General features: G+C 42.9%; 20 protein-coding genes. 12 read left to right on the top strand and 8 right to left on the bottom strand.

From position 1 onward, the window contains the following. Nucleotides 1-17 precede the first annotated feature (17 nt). Together hpt and ACFQZI_RS16565 are read left to right on the top strand one after the other, a co-directional pair. Nucleotides 18-554, top strand: coding sequence for a hypoxanthine phosphoribosyltransferase (hpt, locus tag ACFQZI_RS16560; RefSeq protein ID WP_377144440.1), 537 nt, complete (start codon nucleotides 18-20; stop codon nucleotides 552-554). A 35-nt stretch (nucleotides 555-589) separates the two neighbouring features. After that, nucleotides 590-1711 (top strand): hypothetical protein, encoded by a 1122-nt coding sequence (locus tag ACFQZI_RS16565; RefSeq protein WP_377144443.1) that lies wholly within the window; start codon nucleotides 590-592, stop codon nucleotides 1709-1711. A 7-nt stretch (nucleotides 1712-1718) separates the two neighbouring features. Here ACFQZI_RS16565 and mfd read toward each other — a convergent pair whose 3' ends face one another. Next, on the bottom strand, nucleotides 1719-5069 hold the full coding sequence (gene mfd / locus ACFQZI_RS16570) for a transcription-repair coupling factor (RefSeq protein WP_377144445.1): 3351 nt from the start codon (nucleotides 5067-5069) through the stop codon (nucleotides 1719-1721). A gap of 139 nt (nucleotides 5070-5208) precedes the next feature. On the opposite strand from mfd, the gene ACFQZI_RS16575 reads away from it, so the two are divergent. The 7 genes from ACFQZI_RS16575 to ACFQZI_RS16605 all read left to right on the top strand — a co-directional run bounded on the left by ACFQZI_RS16575 (nucleotide 5209) and on the right by ACFQZI_RS16605 (nucleotide 9205). Further along, the gene (locus ACFQZI_RS16575) at nucleotides 5209-5625 is read left to right on the top strand and encodes a DUF4199 domain-containing protein (protein WP_377144448.1); all 417 of its coding nucleotides are present in this window, start codon (nucleotides 5209-5211) and stop codon (nucleotides 5623-5625) included. Further along, nucleotides 5615-5920, top strand: coding sequence for a DUF2752 domain-containing protein (locus ACFQZI_RS16580; RefSeq protein WP_377144450.1), 306 nt, complete (start codon nucleotides 5615-5617; stop codon nucleotides 5918-5920). Before ACFQZI_RS16575 ends, ACFQZI_RS16580 begins: the two co-directional genes overlap by 11 nt. 136 nt (nucleotides 5921-6056) lie before the next feature. Beyond that, nucleotides 6057-6431 (top strand): NINE protein, encoded by a 375-nt coding sequence (locus tag ACFQZI_RS16585; RefSeq protein ID WP_377144452.1) that lies wholly within the window; start codon nucleotides 6057-6059, stop codon nucleotides 6429-6431. A 42-nt stretch (nucleotides 6432-6473) separates the two neighbouring features. After that, nucleotides 6474-6596 carry a hypothetical protein gene (locus ACFQZI_RS16590; protein ID WP_377144454.1) on the top strand — a complete coding sequence of 41 codons (123 nt, stop codon included), beginning with the start codon at nucleotides 6474-6476 and terminating at the stop codon, nucleotides 6594-6596. Nucleotides 6597-6967: 371 nt separating this feature from the next. After that, nucleotides 6968-8065, top strand: coding sequence for a Nif3-like dinuclear metal center hexameric protein (locus ACFQZI_RS16595; protein ID WP_377144456.1), 1098 nt, complete (start codon nucleotides 6968-6970; stop codon nucleotides 8063-8065). Continuing rightward, a complete protein-coding gene (locus tag ACFQZI_RS16600) occupies nucleotides 8065-8808 on the top strand; it encodes a zinc ribbon domain-containing protein (protein WP_377144458.1) in 744 nt (247 codons plus the stop codon). Before ACFQZI_RS16595 ends, ACFQZI_RS16600 begins: the two co-directional genes overlap by 1 nt. 163 nt (nucleotides 8809-8971) lie before the next feature. Further along, a complete protein-coding gene (locus ACFQZI_RS16605) occupies nucleotides 8972-9205 on the top strand; it encodes a hypothetical protein (RefSeq protein ID WP_377144460.1) in 234 nt (77 codons plus the stop codon). A gap of 173 nt (nucleotides 9206-9378) precedes the next feature. On the opposite strand, the gene ACFQZI_RS16610 is transcribed toward ACFQZI_RS16605, so the two are convergent. The 5 genes from ACFQZI_RS16610 to ACFQZI_RS16630 all read right to left on the bottom strand — a co-directional run bounded on the left by ACFQZI_RS16610 (nucleotide 9379) and on the right by ACFQZI_RS16630 (nucleotide 13892). Next, nucleotides 9379-10449 carry a PA0069 family radical SAM protein gene (locus ACFQZI_RS16610; protein ID WP_377144462.1) on the bottom strand — a complete coding sequence of 357 codons (1071 nt, stop codon included), beginning with the start codon at nucleotides 10447-10449 and terminating at the stop codon, nucleotides 9379-9381. Nucleotides 10450-10479: 30 nt separating this feature from the next. Beyond that, the gene (locus tag ACFQZI_RS16615) at nucleotides 10480-11118 is read right to left on the bottom strand and encodes a response regulator transcription factor (protein WP_377144464.1); all 639 of its coding nucleotides are present in this window, start codon (nucleotides 11116-11118) and stop codon (nucleotides 10480-10482) included. Continuing rightward, nucleotides 11087-11905 carry a sensor histidine kinase gene (locus ACFQZI_RS16620; RefSeq protein ID WP_377144467.1) on the bottom strand — a complete coding sequence of 273 codons (819 nt, stop codon included), beginning with the start codon at nucleotides 11903-11905 and terminating at the stop codon, nucleotides 11087-11089. Before ACFQZI_RS16620 ends, ACFQZI_RS16615 begins: the two co-directional genes overlap by 32 nt. A 657-nt stretch (nucleotides 11906-12562) precedes the next feature. After that, complete coding sequence (locus ACFQZI_RS16625) at nucleotides 12563-13432, bottom strand: hypothetical protein (protein WP_377144470.1); 870 nt, start codon at nucleotides 13430-13432, stop codon at nucleotides 12563-12565. Between the two features lie 85 nt (nucleotides 13433-13517). After that, entirely contained in the window at nucleotides 13518-13892 is a 375-nt protein-coding gene (locus ACFQZI_RS16630) for a lipocalin-like domain-containing protein (RefSeq protein ID WP_377144472.1), read from the bottom strand. A gap of 235 nt (nucleotides 13893-14127) precedes the next feature. Here ACFQZI_RS16630 and ACFQZI_RS16635 point away from each other — a divergent pair, with 235 nt between their 5' ends. From ACFQZI_RS16635 to ACFQZI_RS16645, 3 genes are read left to right on the top strand one after another with little or no spacing between them, the layout of a single operon-like run. After that, nucleotides 14128-14793: an outer membrane beta-barrel protein gene (locus ACFQZI_RS16635; RefSeq protein WP_377144475.1), complete on the top strand. Its 666-nt coding sequence runs from the start codon at nucleotides 14128-14130 to the stop codon at nucleotides 14791-14793. Between the two features lie 30 nt (nucleotides 14794-14823). Continuing rightward, the gene (locus tag ACFQZI_RS16640; RefSeq protein WP_377144478.1) at nucleotides 14824-15300 is read left to right on the top strand and encodes a hypothetical protein; all 477 of its coding nucleotides are present in this window, start codon (nucleotides 14824-14826) and stop codon (nucleotides 15298-15300) included. A 45-nt stretch (nucleotides 15301-15345) separates the two neighbouring features. Further along, complete coding sequence (locus ACFQZI_RS16645; RefSeq protein WP_377144481.1) at nucleotides 15346-16437, top strand: metallophosphoesterase; 1092 nt, start codon at nucleotides 15346-15348, stop codon at nucleotides 16435-16437. 57 nt (nucleotides 16438-16494) lie between these two features. Here the strand turns inward: ACFQZI_RS16645 and ACFQZI_RS16650 are convergent, their stop codons facing one another. Both ACFQZI_RS16650 and ftsH read right to left on the bottom strand, forming a co-directional pair. Continuing rightward, nucleotides 16495-17133, bottom strand: coding sequence for a LutC/YkgG family protein (locus ACFQZI_RS16650; RefSeq protein WP_377144484.1), 639 nt, complete (start codon nucleotides 17131-17133; stop codon nucleotides 16495-16497). Between the two features lie 96 nt (nucleotides 17134-17229). Further along, complete coding sequence (gene ftsH, locus ACFQZI_RS16655; RefSeq protein WP_377144487.1) at nucleotides 17230-19332, bottom strand: ATP-dependent zinc metalloprotease FtsH; 2103 nt, start codon at nucleotides 19330-19332, stop codon at nucleotides 17230-17232. Between the last annotated feature and the right edge of the window lie 5 nt (nucleotides 19333-19337).

The raw sequence follows: 19337 nt of genomic DNA on the forward strand, positions 1-19337 counted from the left end.
TTGTTTATGTTTACAGTATGAAATTACAAATTGCCGACCTTGAATTTGAGCCTTTGTTCGCGCACGAGGCTATTCAGCAGCGTGTTGCCGAACTTGCGCAGGACATAAATAACGACTTTGAGGGCCGCCAGCCTATATTTGTTGGCATACTTAACGGTAGTTTCATGTTCGCGTCAGACTTGCTTAAAGAAATTGTTGTGCCATGCGAGGTTACCTTTACCAAGCTGGCATCTTACTTTGGCGGCCTGTCAAGCACCCGTACCATTCGCGATGATTTCGACCTGCATGTAAATATTACCGGCAAGGATGTGATCCTGCTTGAAGACATTATAGATAGTGGCAACACCATCAAATATCTTATCGAAAAGCTGCAGGTGCGCAACCCTGCATCCATCACCGTTTGCACGCTGCTCTACAAACCCGATTCGGTTGAGCACAGCATCGAAGAGTTAAAGTATGTAGCCTTTCAGATCCCTAATAAATTTGTGGTAGGCTACGGCTTAGATTACCGCGAGCTGGGCAGGAATTTGAGGGGGATTTACAAGAAGATTTAATATCTTTATGATACCAAAACGACCTTGTTACCCACATGAGAATTTCATCATCTCTTAAACACCTGTTACTGTTAATTGTCTTTTCTTTTATAACTAACATTGTTGCCGCCCAGCTAAAGGATAGCACTATTTTCTTCTTTAAAAGAACAGGGTTGTATGGCAAACTTGTCCCATCGTTAGATAGCGCGGATTTCTTCAGGATAGTACCACCCTACAAACTCATCGACCCTACTGTTGAAATAAGAGATTTTTATAAAGACGGTAAATTAATGTTTGCCGGGAACGGTATACCGCCAACATTGAACTTAACCGATGGCGGCTGCAAATTTGAAGGTATATGTATCAACTATGCGCCAACGGGTAAAAGAGTAAGGATAGTAAATTACAGTAAAGGGTTAAAAAGCGGACCGGAGTACCAGTTTTATCCCGATGGCTCGATACGTGTGACCATGAAAAACGAGATCGATAAACAATATCATATCAAGTCGTATAGTAAAGTGATGGATTACTATGATAAAACAGGCAAGCAAATATGCAAAGACGGGACAGGGAAGGTTATTATATATAATGACGATTATACGGCCGTCATCTCTGGTGAGTTAAAAAACAGCAGGATGAATGGCGCTTGGGAAGGTTGGGCTCAAGAAATGGAGGATGTAAAATATAAACTGATTTTTAAGGATAACGAAATGCAATCAGGTATGGCTTATCAAACTTCTACCGGTAAATCATATCCTTTTAAAGAAATATATGAAAGCGCTACCTGCGAAAAAGGTGCGGTAACATTTATATCAAAACTTCGCAAGAAAATAAAAACGCCGGCAGGGTCAGCTATCACAAAGAGTATTGTTGATTCGGCCAAAATTTACTTCCAGGTTGAAGCTGATGGGAGCGTAACACACATAGAAACGGTAGAGCCGGTTCCTGAAGAGTTGCTATCAATAATAAAAACCGCGTTTGTTGAAGGGCCAAAATGGTCGCCGTCTAAAATGTATGGTATACCCCTGCAAACCCAGGTTGTACTATCACTAAAGTTTGTGGAAACTATCAATTTTAGAACATTATATAACGTAAAAGGAGTGGAGAATTACCAGGTTTCGCTTTATAGGGGGATTCCCTTGGGTGATTTGCCAGCCTTGCCCAAAAGTATAGAATAGATCAACATTACACTCCAACCACCGTCATCTCGCTCAACACTTCCAGCGCTTCGTCGATATTAGCGATGCGCTCAATACTTAACCGTAGGGTATTTTTTACTTCTTTAAGATTGGTGCGGCGTGGGTTGCGTTGTACAAAGTTCAGCACCTCTTTAAATGCGTCCGTTTCAAAGTAAGGCGATTGCTGGTTGGTGATGAAATAACCGCGCAACACATTCTTTTTAAGCGAAACTTTCTCAAAGCCGATGGCTTTGCCCAGCCATTGCAGGCGCATGGAGTTCAGCAGGTCATGAACCTGGGCCGGGATGGGGCCAAACCTGTCGTGTAGTTGTTGCTTAAAGGCTTCAAGCTCGGTTTCGTTTTCCAGTTTGCTTAGCTCGGTGTACAGGTTATAGCGTTCGCCAATATTGGTTACGTATTCATCCGGGATTAGGATCTCCTGGTCGGTATCTATCTGGGTAAAGTTGATGTAAGGCTTCGGCTTTTCATCAGGGAATACGCCTTTAAACTCGTCTTCTTTTAATTCCTGTATGGCCTCATCCAATATCTTGTGATACATGTCAAAACCTATTTCGGCTATAAAACCGCTTTGCTCGGCACCCAATAAGTTCCCGCTGCCGCGGATGTCAAGGTCGCGCATGGCAACATTAAAGCCGCTGCCCAGGTCGCTAAATTCTTCTATAGCGCTTAGCCGTTTACGTGCCTCGTTGGTGAGCGTGCTTAACGGCGGACTAAGCAAATAACAAAACGCTTTTTTGTTACTCCGGCCAACACGGCCACGCATCTGGTGCAAGTCGCTTAGGCCAAACATGTGTGCATGGTTAATGATGATAGTGTTGGCGTTGGGGATATCCAAACCGGCCTCGATAATGGTTGTGGCTACCAGTACATCATACTCGTGGCTTACAAATTTCAGCATTACATCTTCTAGCGCGTCGCCTTCTAACTGGCCGTGGGCAATACCCACCCTGGCTTTGGGAACCAGCTTGTGGATCATGGCGCCAAGCTGCGGCAAGTCGGCAACACGGTTATGGATAAAGAATACCTGCCCGTCGCGGTCTATCTCATGCTGCACCGCCTCTTTAATCAGCGTATCGTTAAACACATGCAGCTCGGTAACTACGGGCTGGCGGTTTGGTGGTGGTGTAGATATAATAGAAAGGTCGCGCGCACCCATCAGCGAGAAATGCAGCGTGCGCGGGATAGGCGTTGCCGTAAGCGTCAGCGTATCTACATTGGCACGCATTTGCTTTAGCTTCTCCTTTACGGTTACGCCAAACTTTTGCTCCTCGTCAATTATCATCAAGCCCAGGTCTTTAAACTTTACGTCCTTGCTCACCAGGCGGTGTGTGCCTATGATGATATCTACCTTGCCCTCTTTCAAGCCTGCAAGCGTATCTTTAATTTGCTTGGTGGTTTTAAAACGGTTTACATAATCAATGTTTACCGGGAAGCCTTTAAGTCGGTCGCTGAATGTTTTGTAGTGTTGAGCGGCAAGGATGGTTGTAGGCACCAATATGGCCACCTGTTTACTATCGGCCACGGCCTTAAAAGCGGCACGTACGGCTATCTCGGTTTTGCCAAAGCCCACATCGCCGCAAATAAGGCGGTCCATCGGATGTGGCGATTCCATGTCCTTTTTGAAATCTACCGTGGCTTTTTCCTGGTCAGGGGTATCCTCGTAAAGGAAAGATGCTTCCAGCTCCGTTTGCAAATAACTATCGGGAGAAAAGGCATTACCATCCTGTGCCTTACGCACGGCATAAAGCTTTATAAGGTCGCGGGCGATGTCCTTAACTTTTTTTTTTGTGGTTTTTTTGAGGCGTTCCCAGGTGTCGGTGCCCAACTTGTTCATGCGTGGCTCCGTACCTTCTTTGCCGCTGTATTTGCTTATACGGTTAAGCGAGTTGATGTTTACATATAGCAGATCGTTATCGGCATATACCAAACGGATCATCTCCTGTGTTTTGCCATTTACCTCTACTTTTTCCAGCCCGGCGTATTTGCCAATACCGTGATCTATATGGGTTACAAAATCGCCCGGCTTAAGGTCTCGCAATTCTTTAAGCGTTATAGCCTGCGAGCGCTGGTAGCCCTTTTTAAGCTTGTATTTGTAATAACGGTCAAATATCTGGTGGTCGGTATAACACGCAAGCTTTTGCTCACGGTCTATAAACCCCTCGCGGATACTGATACTAATGGGAGTGAATTTTACGGTCTTATCCAGATCTTCCAGGATAGCGTAAAGCCGCTCCACCTGCCTTGCCGAATCGGTAAGGATGTAGTTCTCTATCTTCTCGGCCTCGTTGTTTTTAAAGTTATGTATCAGCAGGCTAAAGTCCTTATTGAACGATGGCTGCGGTCGCATGTCGAAATTTATCTGCGCGGCATCGTTGTAAAAGAACTGCTTGCCAAATTCCACCAAAGCAAAATCATGCAACTGGTCGGCAATCAATTTTTCATCGGTAAAGCTGAATTTCGGATCTATCCAATCCGAGTTTTGGTTTTTATCCTCGGCAGATAAGGCCTTCCATAATTGGGTAGCTTTTTTATGCCCTGTTTGGATGATATCCAGCGTAAACTGCACATCCTTTATCCAGATCTGCGTATCGGGTTCCACATACTCCAACAGGGAAATATTATTTTCGGTAAGGAATTTGGATTGTACGTTAGGTACAATGGTGATCTGTTTTACCTGCTCAACCGACAGCTGGCTCTCAATTTCAAACGTGCGGATCGATTCGATAATATCGCCAAAGAACTCCACCCGGTAGGGCAGGTCGTGCGAGAAAGAGAAAATATCTACAATACCGCCGCGTACCGAAAATTGCCCCGGCTCGTAAACAAACTCAACCCGGTCAAAATCATACTCCACCAAAAACTCGGTAATAAAATCGATATTCAGCTTGTTGTTAACAGAAATTTCGAGCGTGTTTTTTTCAAGGGATGCGCGGTCAATCACCTTTTCGGCTAACGCTTCCGGGTAAGTTACAATCAATTGGCCGTATTCGGTAGAATGGTTAAGCTCATTCAATACTTCTGCCCGGGCTAAAACATTGGCGCTATCGGGCTGTGTAAATTCAAATGGTTTGCGGTATGATGAAGGAAAAAGCAGGGCCTCTTTACCGGTGAGGTTTTCCAGGTCGGCCAAAAAATAAGAGGCCTCTTCGCGCTCGGGCAGTACAAACACCATGTGCTTATGCTGCAAAAAATACAATGCTGCCGCCATGGCCGCATCACCTGATCCGACTAAACCACGCAGCTGTACCCTTGGATTTTTACCGGCATTTAAGGCTTGCGCCAAGGCCTTTATCCGTTCGTCGGCTTTGTATCTTTCTAATATATCACGGATGTTCAAAACAGTGTAAATATAGGTAAAAAAGGCTTTTTAACAGGCCTAACTACGCATTGATTAAAATTAAAGCAAACAATTTGCGCTTATGTTTACTTTTAAATGATATTTCGAAACCACAACAAAGTACCAAACTTTATACAACATGAAAAACTCAGTGATATTTGGATTATTAATAGGTGTTTTAAGCTTAGTATGGCTTTTTGTTATGCGACAAACAGGTTATAATTTAACAGACAGTAAAGCAAACCCCATCGAATATGTATCGGTATTGATACCGGCCATAGGCTTATTTTTTGGTGTAAAAAACTTTAGGGATGGCGAGTTGAAAGGCCAGATGGGTTTTTTAGAAGCGCTGATACAAAGCTTTAAAATTTTACTTGTAGGAGGTGTATTATCTGTTTTCGCATGCATCATATTTATTAACTGGGGCGGGGGCGATAGCAATGATACCAGTTTCCAGAGCTTTAGCGGCCGTATTTTTGGCGCCCTGCTTGTTGGTGTAATAGAGGCTTTTGCAGTATCTTTATTGCTTACCACCAAAAGCAACCGTGTCGATTAGGAAAATATTTAACCGGTATTTTGAATTAACATTCTGGATTGTGGCTTTGGCCTGCCTGGCGTTTACCGACCCGGCCGGCCAAAGCCACTTTAGTTTATGCCCTTTAAAGTTGCTTGGCATTACCTGGTGCCCGGGCTGCGGCCTTGGCCATGCAATATCTTATTTGTTTAGGGGCGATGTTAGAAGTTCGTTTCATGCGCACTGGCTTGGTATACCTGTATTTTTGCTGTTGTTTTACCGCATATACATGCTTGTTTTAAACAAACGGTATAGGTTTACCATTCCCCGTCGGTAAAAACATTTCTCCCTTATTTCGCCGAATAAATTACCACGCTTACCGATGCTTTATAACAGGCTGCCTAATAGCCATAGGCTAATTTGCCATTCGGCAGTAGTTTTACATCATCAAATCACACCAAAAAATTAAAAAGATGAACACTTACAATCCTTATATGTCGCTGCCGGGCATCACAACAGAGGAAATGGCAGTATTACATCAGGCAACTAACGACTTGACAGACGCGCAAAAACAAAGCTTTTATATGATCTACTCAAGTAAAAGGCGTAGCCCACAGGATATTTTGATATTTACGCTGCTTGGCTTTGTTCTGGTAGCGGGTATCCAAAGGTTTATGGTTGGGCAGGTTATGATGGGGTTACTTTACATTTTTACAGGCGGTTTTTGCCTTATCGGTACTATAGTCGACCTTGTTAATCACCAAAGTTTAGCCAACGAGTATAACCAGAAAATGGCATTCGAAAGTTTCCAGATAGCTAAAATGGGCATGTATAACCAACAATATTAAACCTTAACCTTATCACATATAAATCCTTAACCGTAAATGATCATGAAAAATTCAAAAAAATCTGCAACTCATAAATTAGTATCACGCTTCGACAAAGAACTGATGAGCATTTTAATGAACGACCTTAAAACGCTTAAAGCGCGTAACCTGAAACATAGCGCATAAGCATCAGAAAAGTATTTAACAATAAAAAAGAATCAAAACGCGGTGAGCGTTGGCAAACTAATAAACGGTTAGCGCCAAAGAAAATATCACCTGTACGTTTTGATTTTTTTGTGGAATAAATTTTTATAAACCATAGCTGCTAATTCACTCACCCTGACTTCGCTTCGCTGGTCGACCCTCTCTCCGCAAGCGGAAAGAGGGTGAAACGCCAATATTCCCCACCCTTTGCTATGCATATAGGGTCGCGCAAGTGGTGCCGTGGGTGGAGTAAGATTGTAAAGCAGCCGACTTGAAAAATCTCGCCTAACAGAAAGAGATTTTCAAACACCTAAATTTCCAAACCTCGCCCCGCGTTACTACCTTAGTAAACTATGAAACTTTCTCAACTAACCGCTTACCTGGAAAGCCTTGCCCCATTGGCTCTTCAGGAAGATTATGATAACAGCGGCCTTATTGTAGGCCAGTCCAACATGGAGATTAGCCAAGCACTGATCTCGCTGGATTGTACCGAGGCCGTGGTTGATGAGGCGATTGCCACCGGCTGCCAGGTAATTATATCGCACCATCCCATTGTATTTAAAGGGCTAAAGAAGTTTAATAGCAAAACCTATGTGGAGCGTGTGGTAGAAAAAGCCATTCGCAACAACGTGGCTATTTATGCCATTCATACTAACCTGGATAACATTATGACGGGGGTTAACGCCCGCATTTGCGAAACGTTAGGCCTTACCAATACCCGCATACTGGCGCCTAAACAAAACCTGCTAAAAAAACTGGTGACCTATGTGCCCGTTGCACAGGCCGAGCAGGTACGCAAGGCATTGTTTCACGCAGGCGCGGGCCATATTGGCGAGTATAGCGAAAGTAGTTTCAACGTAGAGGGAACAGGCACCTTTAAAGGCAGCGAGAATAGCAACCCATATGTTGGCGAGCCCGGCATCCGCCACCACGAGGAGGAGATGCGAATAGAAACCGTTTACCCGGCCAACCTGGAGAGCAAGATCATTATGGCGCTGGTACTGGCGCACCCATACGAGGAAGTTGCCTACGACTTATACAACCTAACTAACCAGCACCAGCAAATCGGCAGCGGCATGATAGGCGAACTGGAGGTACCCATGGACGAAGCCGAATTTTTAGGCGAAGTTAAGGCCGCCATGGATTGCACCGTAATAAGGCATACCGCTTTTACCGGTAAAAGAGTTAAGAAAGTAGCGGTTTGCGGCGGCTCGGGCGGGTTTTTATTGAAGCACGCCATAGCTGCCGGCGCCGATGTTTTTATTACCGCCGATTATAAATATCACGAGTTTTTTGATGCCGAAGGAAAAATAGTGATCGCAGACATCGGACATTTTGAAAGTGAGCAATTTACGCAACAATTATTGTGCGAAATTATTCAAGAAAAATTTGTTAACTTTGCCATCCGTTTAACAAAAGTGAATACAAACCCCGTCAAATATTTTATTTAATGGAACAGACCATAGAACAAAAGCTTAAAGCTTTATACGACCTGCAACTCATCCACACCAAAATCGACAAAATACGCCAGGTAAGAGGTGAACTGCCTATGGAAGTTGCTGATTTAGAAGATGATGTTGCCGGCCTTGAAACCCGCATACAAAAAATTAAAAATGAGCTTGATGATCTTGAGGACGAAATTGTAACCCGCAAGAACCTGATCAAAGAGGCTCAGGCTAACATAAAAAAATACGAAACGCAGCTTAACGAGGTTAAAAACAACCGCGAGTATGATGCTATTTCGAAAGAAATTGAGATACAAGGCTTAGATATACAAGTAAGCGAGAAAAAAATCCGTGAGTTTGGTTTTGAGATCTCTTCAAAAACCGCCATTTACGAAAAAGCGCTTGCCGACCTTGAAGCACGCCGCAGCGACCTTGATGCGAAAAAAGATGAGTTAGGCACCATTACTGCCGAAACTGAAAAAGATGAGACCGAATTAACCGCTCAGGCAGAAAAAGCTACAGGTACAATTGATGAGCGTTTACTTATTGCTTATAACCGTTTGCGCAAAAACGCTAAAAATGGTTTGGCGGTAGTAACCATTCAGCGCGATTCATGTTCTGGTTGCTTTAACCAGATCCCGCCTCAGCGCCAGTCCGACATTCGCCAACGCAAAAAGATCATCGTTTGCGAGCATTGCGGCCGCATTTTGGTTGACGAGATAATGGCTCTTGAAGAAGAGAACGCATAACCTGCAACCACGTTCATAAAATTATATTTAAAAGGCCTCGTTTACGAGGCTTTTTTTGTGGCCTCACCTCCCGCCCTCACACAATGATATTTGAGAGTTTTTTTCAAATAAAATTCAAATCCCGGCGTTAAGGGTTAACTTTACCACCGAGAAGATTTGAGATATGGGATTACCGCTAAGGATTACTTTTAATGATAAGGACTACGTTTACCAGATTGTAAACAGCCGCCTGATCAATCAAAACACTACTGAACTTGAACTGCTGCTAAATGGCGAAAAGTTGCAGCTGATAAAACAAAACACCATCTGGATCCAAAAAGAGGGCGAACACCACACCCTCGACCCTCAATTTGTGCAGGCCCTGGGCAGGTCGGTATCGTTAAGATTGAGGATGTAGGTAATAAAGTGTTTCTACTTTATGCAGTATAATAGGCGCTAAATGTTCACGTTCACGTTTGCACAAGTGCAGGCACTTTTTACAATGGCTTAATTATCAGCATTTTTACTTTTAAATTGGTGGCAATGTTGTGACACCATATTATCCAAATAAAATGTTATTGCCTTAAACCTTTAAAACATACTTGTTTGTTTCCCTCCTTTGGGTGTAAACAAAGTCATGTCATATCCCGGCATTTCGCGGCCGGCCAGGAAACGTACGCAGGCCATACGGTAAAGCTGATGGATAGATTGGGCAACGTGACCCTCACCGCTCATACGGCGGCCAAAGTCGCTGTCGTTAAGCTTACCATCGTGGCAGGCTTTAATCATATTTAACACTTTATCGGCCCTGTATGGAAATGCCTTATGCACCCAATCGGTAAAAATTTCGGCAATGGAGCCGTTGAGGCGCACAATGGTAAAGCCTGCATCAACCGCGCCCCGGTCGGCAGCGGCTTTTATGATATCTGGGATCTCATTGCTGTTCAATCCCGGTATTATTGGTGCGACCATCACCCTGCATGGGATGCCTTTTTCGGTAAGCTTTTGAATTACCGCCAGCCTGCTCATCCCGGTAACGGTACGTGGTTCTAACGTTTGCCTAAGCGATTCGCTTAGCGTAGTGATAGAAACGTTTACATGCGCCAGCCGCAAGGCGGCCAGCTCACTTAAAATATCCATATCGCGCAGTACCACATTGTTTTTTGTAATGATGCTTACCGGGTGCTTATATTTTAAAAACACTTCTAATAAACCGCGGGTAATTTTAAGCTTACGCTCTATAGGCTGGTAACAATCTGTATTGCCCGATAGTATAATGGGGACGGGTTCGTAGCCCTTTTTATTCAGATATTTTTCAAGCAATTCAGGCGCGTTGCGTTTCACAATTATTTTGCGCTCAAAATCCAGCCCGGCACTAAAACCAAAGTATTCATGACTATTGCGGGCGTAGCAGTAAATGCACCCATGCTCGCACCCCTGATATGGGTTTATGGAATGGAAGTGACTAAGATCGGGGCTGTTGGATATACTTACGATCTTTTTGGGCGTCTCTTCAAACAATTGAGTATGCGTATTTTCAAGCAGCTGTTCGTCCAGGCCCTCAATATGGTCCAGTACGTACTTGTTCTTCAGAAATTTGTTGTGGGTGTTTACCTGTGCCCCTCTACCTTTAAAAAATTCATCATTCTCCGCGTGCGACATAGAAGCAAATTTGCTAATAATTTTAGCAAATCACAATTCTATCATGTTATTTTTTATGGCGTATAAAACCAGGCCTACACGGCTTTTTATGTTTAATTTTTCGAAAAGCTGGTCGCGGTAACCATCTACGGTACGTGCGCTTATACACATCTGGTCAGCAATTTCTTTGTAAGTTAACTCGGTGCCGGCAAGTTTCAGGAACTCTATCTCGCGGCTGTTTAGCTTAACCTGTTCGGTATGCTTATTAAAGTTATGTACCAGGTGACGTGTAACAAACTCGGGGTAGTATAATTCTCCTTCCGATACTTTTTTTAATGCCTGCTCAAATTCGTTCGGCTCGGCATCTTTAAGCAAGTAGCCTTTAACACCCATTTTAACCATGGTAAGCACCTTTTCGGCATCTTCAAACATAGATAGGATAATAACGCAGATGTCGGGATATTTTTCTCGCAGCCATTGCGCGGTGCTTATACCGTCCATAACAGGCATGTTAATATCCAATAAAATAATATCGGGTTTAAATTTAGGGGATAGCTTTCGTGTAAGCTCCTCGCCGTTGGCGGCCTCAAACAAAATTTTATACCCTGTAAAGCTGTTTATTAACGATACTATCCCGCTTCTAAACAAGCGGTGGTCGTCAACTAAAGCTATGGTGGTTTCCGTTAGCATCTGGGTTTTGTGTAAGGGGGTCAATAGCTATTTTAATGCAACAACCCTTGCCTGGCGCGCTGTCTATAACAGCAACGGCACCAATTAAGGCAGCCCTGTTCACAATGTTTCTTAAGCCCGAGCCGCTTTTAAGCTGCTCGCCGGCCAAAAAACCCTTCCCGTTGTCGTGGATGGTTAAGTTAAATAAATGCTCAAAATAATCCAAACTTACTTTAAGCTTATTGGCGCCCGAGTGCTTAAGCGCGTTATTAAGTCCTTCCTGAAAAATGCGGAATAATACCAGTTCCCTTTCTTCGCCAAGGTTATGGGCATCGCCGCCAACGGCAAGTTCAATATCAATAATGCCGCTTTTATTTATACGCCCAACCTCTATTTCCATAGTTTGCACCAGGCCAAGCTGCAGAATATGCTCGTAACTTAAACTTTTAGACAGGTCGCGCAGGTCATTTATTACCTGGGCAACCAGGTCGCGGCTTTCGCTTATTTTTTGCTCTGCCAGTTCTGGTGATGTTTTGGCAGAAATGGCCAGGTTTAATTTTACAAAAGACAGTACCTGTGTAACGTTGTCATGTATCTCGCGGCTAATATGATTTAGCGTTTGCTCCTGCATCTCAACCTGCGTTTTAAGAAGCTCCTGTTGGAATTGTGCTTGCAGTAACTTTTTTTCTTCGATATGCCGCTTTTTACGTTGGTTATACATATTTACATAAAGCACCAGAAACGTTGGCGCCAACAAAAAGATAACGGTGGCAATAAGTATTATTTCTTTAATATCGACGTTTGCCATTTTTTGCAGATAAACGAATAGCTCCAGCAGCCATACAAAATGATGTTTAACCCGATATAAATATAAGTAGTTAAATACACCTTAGAATGCAGTAACATAACCGATAGCTTGCTATAGAATAAACTGGATATTACAGTTCCGAATCCAAAAAATAACATTCCGGTTACCCACCAAAAACCAGCTGAATATTTTAGGTCGATGTATCTGTCATCTTTTAATAAATTATAATAATAATATAAGCTATAACTTATAAACTGTACAGATAAAACAGTAAATGTTAGGTTATTGAACACAAAAAAGCCGTGGTCGTAAAGTTCGTAAATGTAAAGTGACCCGGTTAAAGCAAGCCCGATATAGATAAGGGGCTTGCTGTTTTTAAACTTACCAATCAAATAGTTAAAATGCAGGCTAATAAACAATGCCTGAAAAATAAGAAGAAGATTATATAACCATGAATTTGATTGATTATGAACCCTGTCTTGAAGATAAATTGTTTTTAAATACTTTCCCCCAATCTCGGTTAAGCAAATTATAAAAAGAAACGGTATCATACTTAACCAGGATCTGCCGGCACTTTTTTTCAGCGAAACCAATGCAGTTAACAGGCATATAAATTCTACTGTTATATTAAGGGTTATATATTTTAACATTTTGCTATTATGGTTGCGGTGGCCAGGTTACGCCGTTACAATTGGTAGGGCACTGCTCGCCGTTATCTACCCGTATAATTGGTGAGCTGCAGGTATAATAGTCTTCGTGAATATTTTTATTGGCGGCAGACGGCCGGGTGGTTACTATAACAAAGCCATGTGTTTTATCAGCATCAATTTTTCTTGCATAATAAATACGTATTCCATCGGCAACTGCATTAGTTTCAAGTTCATTCATCAAATGGCTTAGTAAGCCGATGTCAAACCATTCGCTTGTGGTTGCAATTTTATCATTGGTAAAATTCCTTACCCTTTCTCCTGCCTCGCTGCATTTAAGATAATGATTATACGATATGTTGCAATTATCATCATCAGGGCACTTCATGTTTGGGTCATATAATGTAGCGCCGTATTTACCAGTGTAATCTACAACCCCTTTTGCTTCGGCTGTTTGTAGAAATGGATCGGTATGCTCAAAGTAATCTCTGTGTGTATCCCTTTCGCCGGTTTTACGTGTTGAAGCAAGGATAATATTATGGCCATTATTAAACTTAGCAAAATAAATACGTATGCCATCTGCGCCTTCTTTCTCAAGCAATTGCTTAAGCTTAGTTAAATAGTTTTTGCTGAACCAGATGTTTGTAGGGCTTTTGTAAATGCTGCTATTGCTGATAAAATCCATTACCAGGCGGTCTGCATCATTTAATAATATCCCATTCAATGTAATAAGCGTGGGCAATGCAGTGCGTGTTGTGCTTACTTTAGCTGTAGCCGATGCTGTACTTTCGGCATTCGAATCGGGAGCATCTTTGTTGGTTTTGCCTTTGCAGGCTGCAAGTAACAAGGGGATGCAGCCTAATAGTAATAGTTTTTTCATTTTAATAAGAGTTTGGTTTATGCTAAAATACATTTTAAGATGTAAACTAAATGTTGTGACACAGCATTTTATACTATTTTAAATCTCACCTTTTAAAATAAGCTGTGCGGTGCCCGTCATCGTCGGTTAACGATAATACCAATTCACTGCTTGTAATTTTGTCAACATTGGCCACGTTAGTTTCGCCGTTAGATATGATGGTTAATTTATTGCCCGATAAGCTCCATTTAGCATTATCATTATCCATGCTATCGTAAGCGGTACCATCCTCATTAAACTGTAGGTACTCGCCATCGCTAAAAGTATCGGTATCGCCATCCTCAACAATTTTAACATAAAACCACTTGCCGGTGATCTCGCTTTTAGATACCGAAGATGGGTTTTCGCCGCTTTTTTTACAGCCTGTAAAAGCAACTGTGCAAGCGGTAATCAGTAATACGATTAATAGTAATTTTTTCATGAGTTTTAAATTTTTGTGTGATTGATCCTTTATTCCGGGAGCTAAGTTATGGCGGGAGGTGAGGCCGGCTTACCGTGAAAACACGGTATTTGCCCCGCCTAAACACAGGCTAATTAAGGTGTTATGCGCATTGATGCGCGCCCGCCGCAGACAGAAATTTGTGTTAAGCAATTACCAATAATTGTGGCCGGGAAAGCCGAAAACGGATCAGAGTAGGCAGCACTAATTAATAACAATGAAAAACCTTAACCTTTCCAGATTACTTTTTATCCCGCTATTATGCGCGGGCTTTGCTGCCAATGCACAAAACAGCAGCCTTACAAGCGGTGCAGAGCCAATTACTACCAGTGGTATTATAGCCGCCGCCAAGCACGGGACTATCAGCCAGCCGGCAAACCAAAAAGACCTTTTTGAGCAAAAAAACGCGCTTAAAAACACCATGTTCGCAGATGGGTCAGCTTCTACGTTTAGCCTTGGGTTAGAACCGGAGGTATTATTGCCATTGGGCGATTTTAAAAATTCATCATCAGTTGGTGTGGGTATTAATTTAAAAGGCCTTTACCACCTGAACGATGCCGGCGCGGTAACCGCGACAGTTGGGTATAATTACTTTGTATCTAAAGAGGATGTAGATTATAAGTATTCGGGCATTCCGTTTAAAATTGGTTATCTGGCTAAGCTTGGCGATATGTTTTTTTTAGAGCCTCAGGTTGGCCTTTACAGCTTGCGTACCTCACTTGATGACGGCGGCGGTTCTGTTACCAACACCAATCTGTTATTAGCCGCTAAACTGGGCATCAATATCGGCGATAAGTCAAACCTTGGCGTAGGTTACAACTACGTAAAAGTTACAGGTGGCTCTTATTCATTTGCAGGCCTTAGTTACCTGTTCTCTTTTTAACATACATAATCTTTCAAACAATAAAATATCATGAAAACTATTAAGAGAAATATCTTTATAAAAAGCGTACTGCTGATGTTGGTAGTATCATTTTTAGGCAGCTGTAAAAAAGACAGCGATAATGGCGACGGCGACCTTGGCTCGGGTAAAGGCTCGTTTACGCTTAAAGGCACAACCTATAGCGGCGTTTGCCAATCAATCCCCGCTACAAGTGGTGTTAGTGGCAATATCGATGTAATTATTGCAACTACAAGCGGCGCGTCATTTACTGTTTATAACATGCCAACCGGCAGCGGCGGTACAAGCAACGTGGTAAATTTTGATGAAGCTACCGGCTTCTCATCAAAGTTATATGCCATATGCGTACCCAATACCAATAATGCGGGTTACGCATCAACCGGGGGCACCGTTACCAAAACAGGGTCGAGTTCGTATAAATTTTCCATTAACATGATCGATCTTACAACCGATGAGCGCGTTACAATAACCGGCTCGGGCGAATATTAAAATACCTAAACCCACACAAATAGCAACGGCGCATGTTTACACCACATGCGCCGTTTTTTGCAAAAGCTACTTTATAAACCGGTATCACGCCTCGCCGATAAATTTTCATCACGCCCCAACAAGGCGCGGGTTAACAAGGCCTTAAACGCGCTATACAAAAGTATCATTACAAATCCCGGTAAAAAGGGGCTGGTTATTCCGTTTGATGTTCATAAAAATAAATTCATCATCCTATCAGACCAGCATAAAGGCGCCCGCGACGGTGCGGATATATTTGCGAGATCGGCTAAGAATTACCTGTCAGCGCTCGACCATTATTATAAGGACGATTTTATTTACATAAACCTTGGCGATAGCGAAGAGCTTTGGGAAAACCTGTTTGTTACTGTTAAAAGGCACAATAAAGCAACCTTTGAAAAGGAAAAAAAATTTATCCCCGTAGACAGGTTTGTGAAAATTTTTGGTAACCACGACCTATATTGGGGGAATGACCCACTGGCTGCAGTAAGTTTATTACAGATATATGGGCAAGCCATCCGTGTTTATGAAGGCGCTGTTTTACAAACTACAGTAAATAATAAACCCCTCGAAATTTTTATGACCCACGGCCACCAGGGCGATCTGCAAAGCGACGGTAATTGGTTTAGCAAATGGTTTGTGTCTGATGTGTGGGGGCCATTGCAGGGCTTCCTGCGCATTAACCCGAATACCCCGGCATATAATAATCAGTTAAAAACCGACCATAACCGTATTATGTATGAGTGGAGTAGCGAGCGTAAAAATATGCTGCTGATAACAGGGCACACTCACCAGCCGGTTTTTAAATCGTTAACCCAGCTGGAAATACTTTATATAGGATTAGAGAACGCCAGGAAAGCAAGTGATACAGTTAAGGTTGCCGAGATTGAAAAGAAGATAACCGCAATGCACCTGCAGGGCAACACCCAGCCCGATTTTAACGGCTACCTTGATACTTATTTTAACACAGGCTGCTGCTGTTTTAACGATGGTGACATTACCGGTATAGAAATTGCCGACGGTTGCATACGCCTAATAAAGTGGGCGTACCATAAAAAAATTAGCCAACGGATAGTTTTGGAAGAAAGCAAGTTGGAGGATTTAAAAATAAGTCGTTAGTAAAAAGTAAGCTTAGATAAAAATGGGATTGAGCTTAAGGCTTAAACTGTGGTTTAGTTATCCATCCAATAAAAACACAAATAATTCTTTAGGGCCGTGGGCGCCGAGCACCAGGGTTTTCTCAATATCGGCAGTGCGGCTTGGGCCGGTAACGTGGGTTATCATGGTTGGTAGTTGGTTCCCATATCTATCTTTCATGAGCTTAAAGCCATCCTTAATATCAAGCACAAGCTGCGAGGTATAGGCCAGTACAATGTGTACAGGCGGGTAAATACTTAGCCTGCGGCCGGCTGCATTGCCGTTAGATAACAAGATGGTGCCGTTACGGGCAATTAAAGCTTCGCAAAGGGTAAAACCCACTTCGGCATGTTCAAAGTCCTTATCGGTTTCAAAAAAGGGATATTCGTAGGTATTAAGAATTTCCTGCAGTTTGGGTTCCCAACAGTAAATTTTGTGCCATTTGCGCTCTTCGGCAAGTTCCAGCAGGTTTTCTATAAATTGTACATCGTCTTCACAAAAAACAAACTGGCCGCTAACTGCTGTAAATTCCTGGGCAAATAAAACCTCCAGCATCTCCTCGTTTTGGGGGTACATGGGCAAATCTTCCAGGTTAGGGTAGGGGTTGTCACGTTTCTCTAATAAGGCTTTGCGTACCTTTTTTAAAAGTTTTTCTTTTGATGTCGTGATATCTCTCATTAGTATTCAAAAGTAATAAGCATCAAACAAAAAATCGCAAGCCCGGTCCACAAATGCGGATCAAAGACTTGCGATTTAAATAAGAAACCTTAATTATTATTTTTCTGATGCCGGATCTTCCGGTACATCTACCATAGATAGCTCGGGATTGATCAATTTATCTGGAATGGCATTATTGTCCTGTACAAGTTCGGGCTCACCGTTTACAAACTTATCATAAGCGGTACGGTGCTCGAAAGGGCGTTTACCCAGTATCTCTTCAAGATCTGATTGGAACAACACTTCTTTCTCTAATAATTTCATGGCTACGTTCTCAAGGCCTTCGCGGTGTTTATTCAGCAGGTCTTTAGTACGTGCATAAACAGATTCAATTAGGTTACGCACCTCGGCATCTATTAACTCAGCCGTAGCGTCAGAATATGGTTTAACAAACTGGCTATCGCCCTGTGGGTCATAGAATGATAAATTACCAACCTTATCGTTCATGCCATATATTTTAACCATGCCGTATGCAAGGCGGGTAATACGTTCCAGGTCACTTAAAGCGCCGGTTGTGATCTTACCAAAAATAATATCCTCGGCAACCCTGCCACCCATCGAAAGGGTCATGTCGTCAATCAATTCTTCCTTGGCAACCAGGAAACGTTCGTTTGGTAAATATTGCGCGTAACCTAACGCAGCCACACCACGTGGAACAATAGACACTTTAACCAATGGATCGGTATGCTCAAGGAACCAGCCTGCAATAGCGTGCCCTGCTTCGTGGTAGGCAACAACGCGTTTTTCTTCAGGAGAAATAAGCGTGTTTTTCTTTTCAAGACCACCAATAACACGGTCAATAGCGTCCTGAAAATCTTTCATATCAACCGCCTCTTTATTTTGACGTGCAGCTATCAACGCGGCCTCATTACAAACATTGGCGATCTCTGCACCAGCAAAGCCTGGTGTTTGGGCCGATAGTTTTTTAGGGTCAACACCTTCGGCCAGTTTAATCGGCTTTAAGTGTACTTTAAAGATCTGCTCACGGCCATTCAAATCGGGCTTATCTATAGATACCTGCCTGTCGAAACGCCCCGGTCGCATTAGCGCGCTATCCAATACATCGGGGCGGTTGGTAGCTGCAAGTATGATAATACCGGAATCGGTACCGAAGCCATCCATCTCCACCAATAACTGGTTCAGGGTGTTTTCGCGCTCATCATTACCGCCCATCATATTATTTTTACCACGGGCACGGCCAATAGCATCAATCTCGTCAATAAAAATGATACATGGGGCTTTATCTTTTGCCTGTTTAAAGAGATCACGCACACGTGATGCACCTACACCCACAAACATCTCCACAAAATCCGAACCCGAAAGCGAGAAAAATGGCACTTGCGCCTCGCCGGCTACAGCTTTGGCCAATAATGTTTTACCTGTACCCGGCGAACCAACCAGCAACGCGCCTTTAGGTATTTTACCACCCAGATTGGTATATTTCTTTGGGTTTTTAAGAAAATCTACAATTTCCATAACCTCCTGTTTGGCTTCTTCGAGGCCGGCGACATCATTAAAGGTTACCGATACCTGCGATTCTTTATCAAACAGGGTAGCTTTTGACTTACCAATGTTAAATATCTGGCCGCCTGCGCCGCCACCAGCACCGCCACCCATACGGCGCATAATAAACAACCATACGCCAACAAGTAGTATAGCCATAATTACGCATTGTACAAGCCAATTGCTTAACAGGTTCTCTTTGCCCTGCTGAAACTCGATGGATATTTTATTAGCATCGGGTATATCCTTTTGCGCTGCCGCTACAGATTGCTTTAAACTTTCATAAGATGCATCGGTAAAATTATATTGAGGCTCTTTAGCCGAGATACCCAGGCTGCGCTGGCCTTTGTTGGCATCGGCGTATTCAGATTTACCAATACTGCCTTGTTTTAAAAAAACTTCGGCAGTTACCAGGTCGCCATTTTTATAGGCTACAATTTTTTCAACATCGCCGTTGCGCAGCATCTGGCTGCTAAATCTTTGAAAATCTATGGTTTTACCGCTGTTTCCACTCATTAAAGTAGGTACAACCAGTATACCTATAATAGCAATGGCGTAAAGCCACATCAGGTTAAACTTAGGCGGCTTTGGCGAGGGTTTTTTATTAGGTACCTTACGTAAAGGTTTTTGAGATTCTTTCTTATCGTTAATTTCCATGTTCT

This window comes from Mucilaginibacter lutimaris (genome assembly GCF_042676625.1).
Taxonomy (GTDB): Bacteria; Bacteroidota; Bacteroidia; order Sphingobacteriales; family Sphingobacteriaceae; genus Mucilaginibacter; species Mucilaginibacter lutimaris.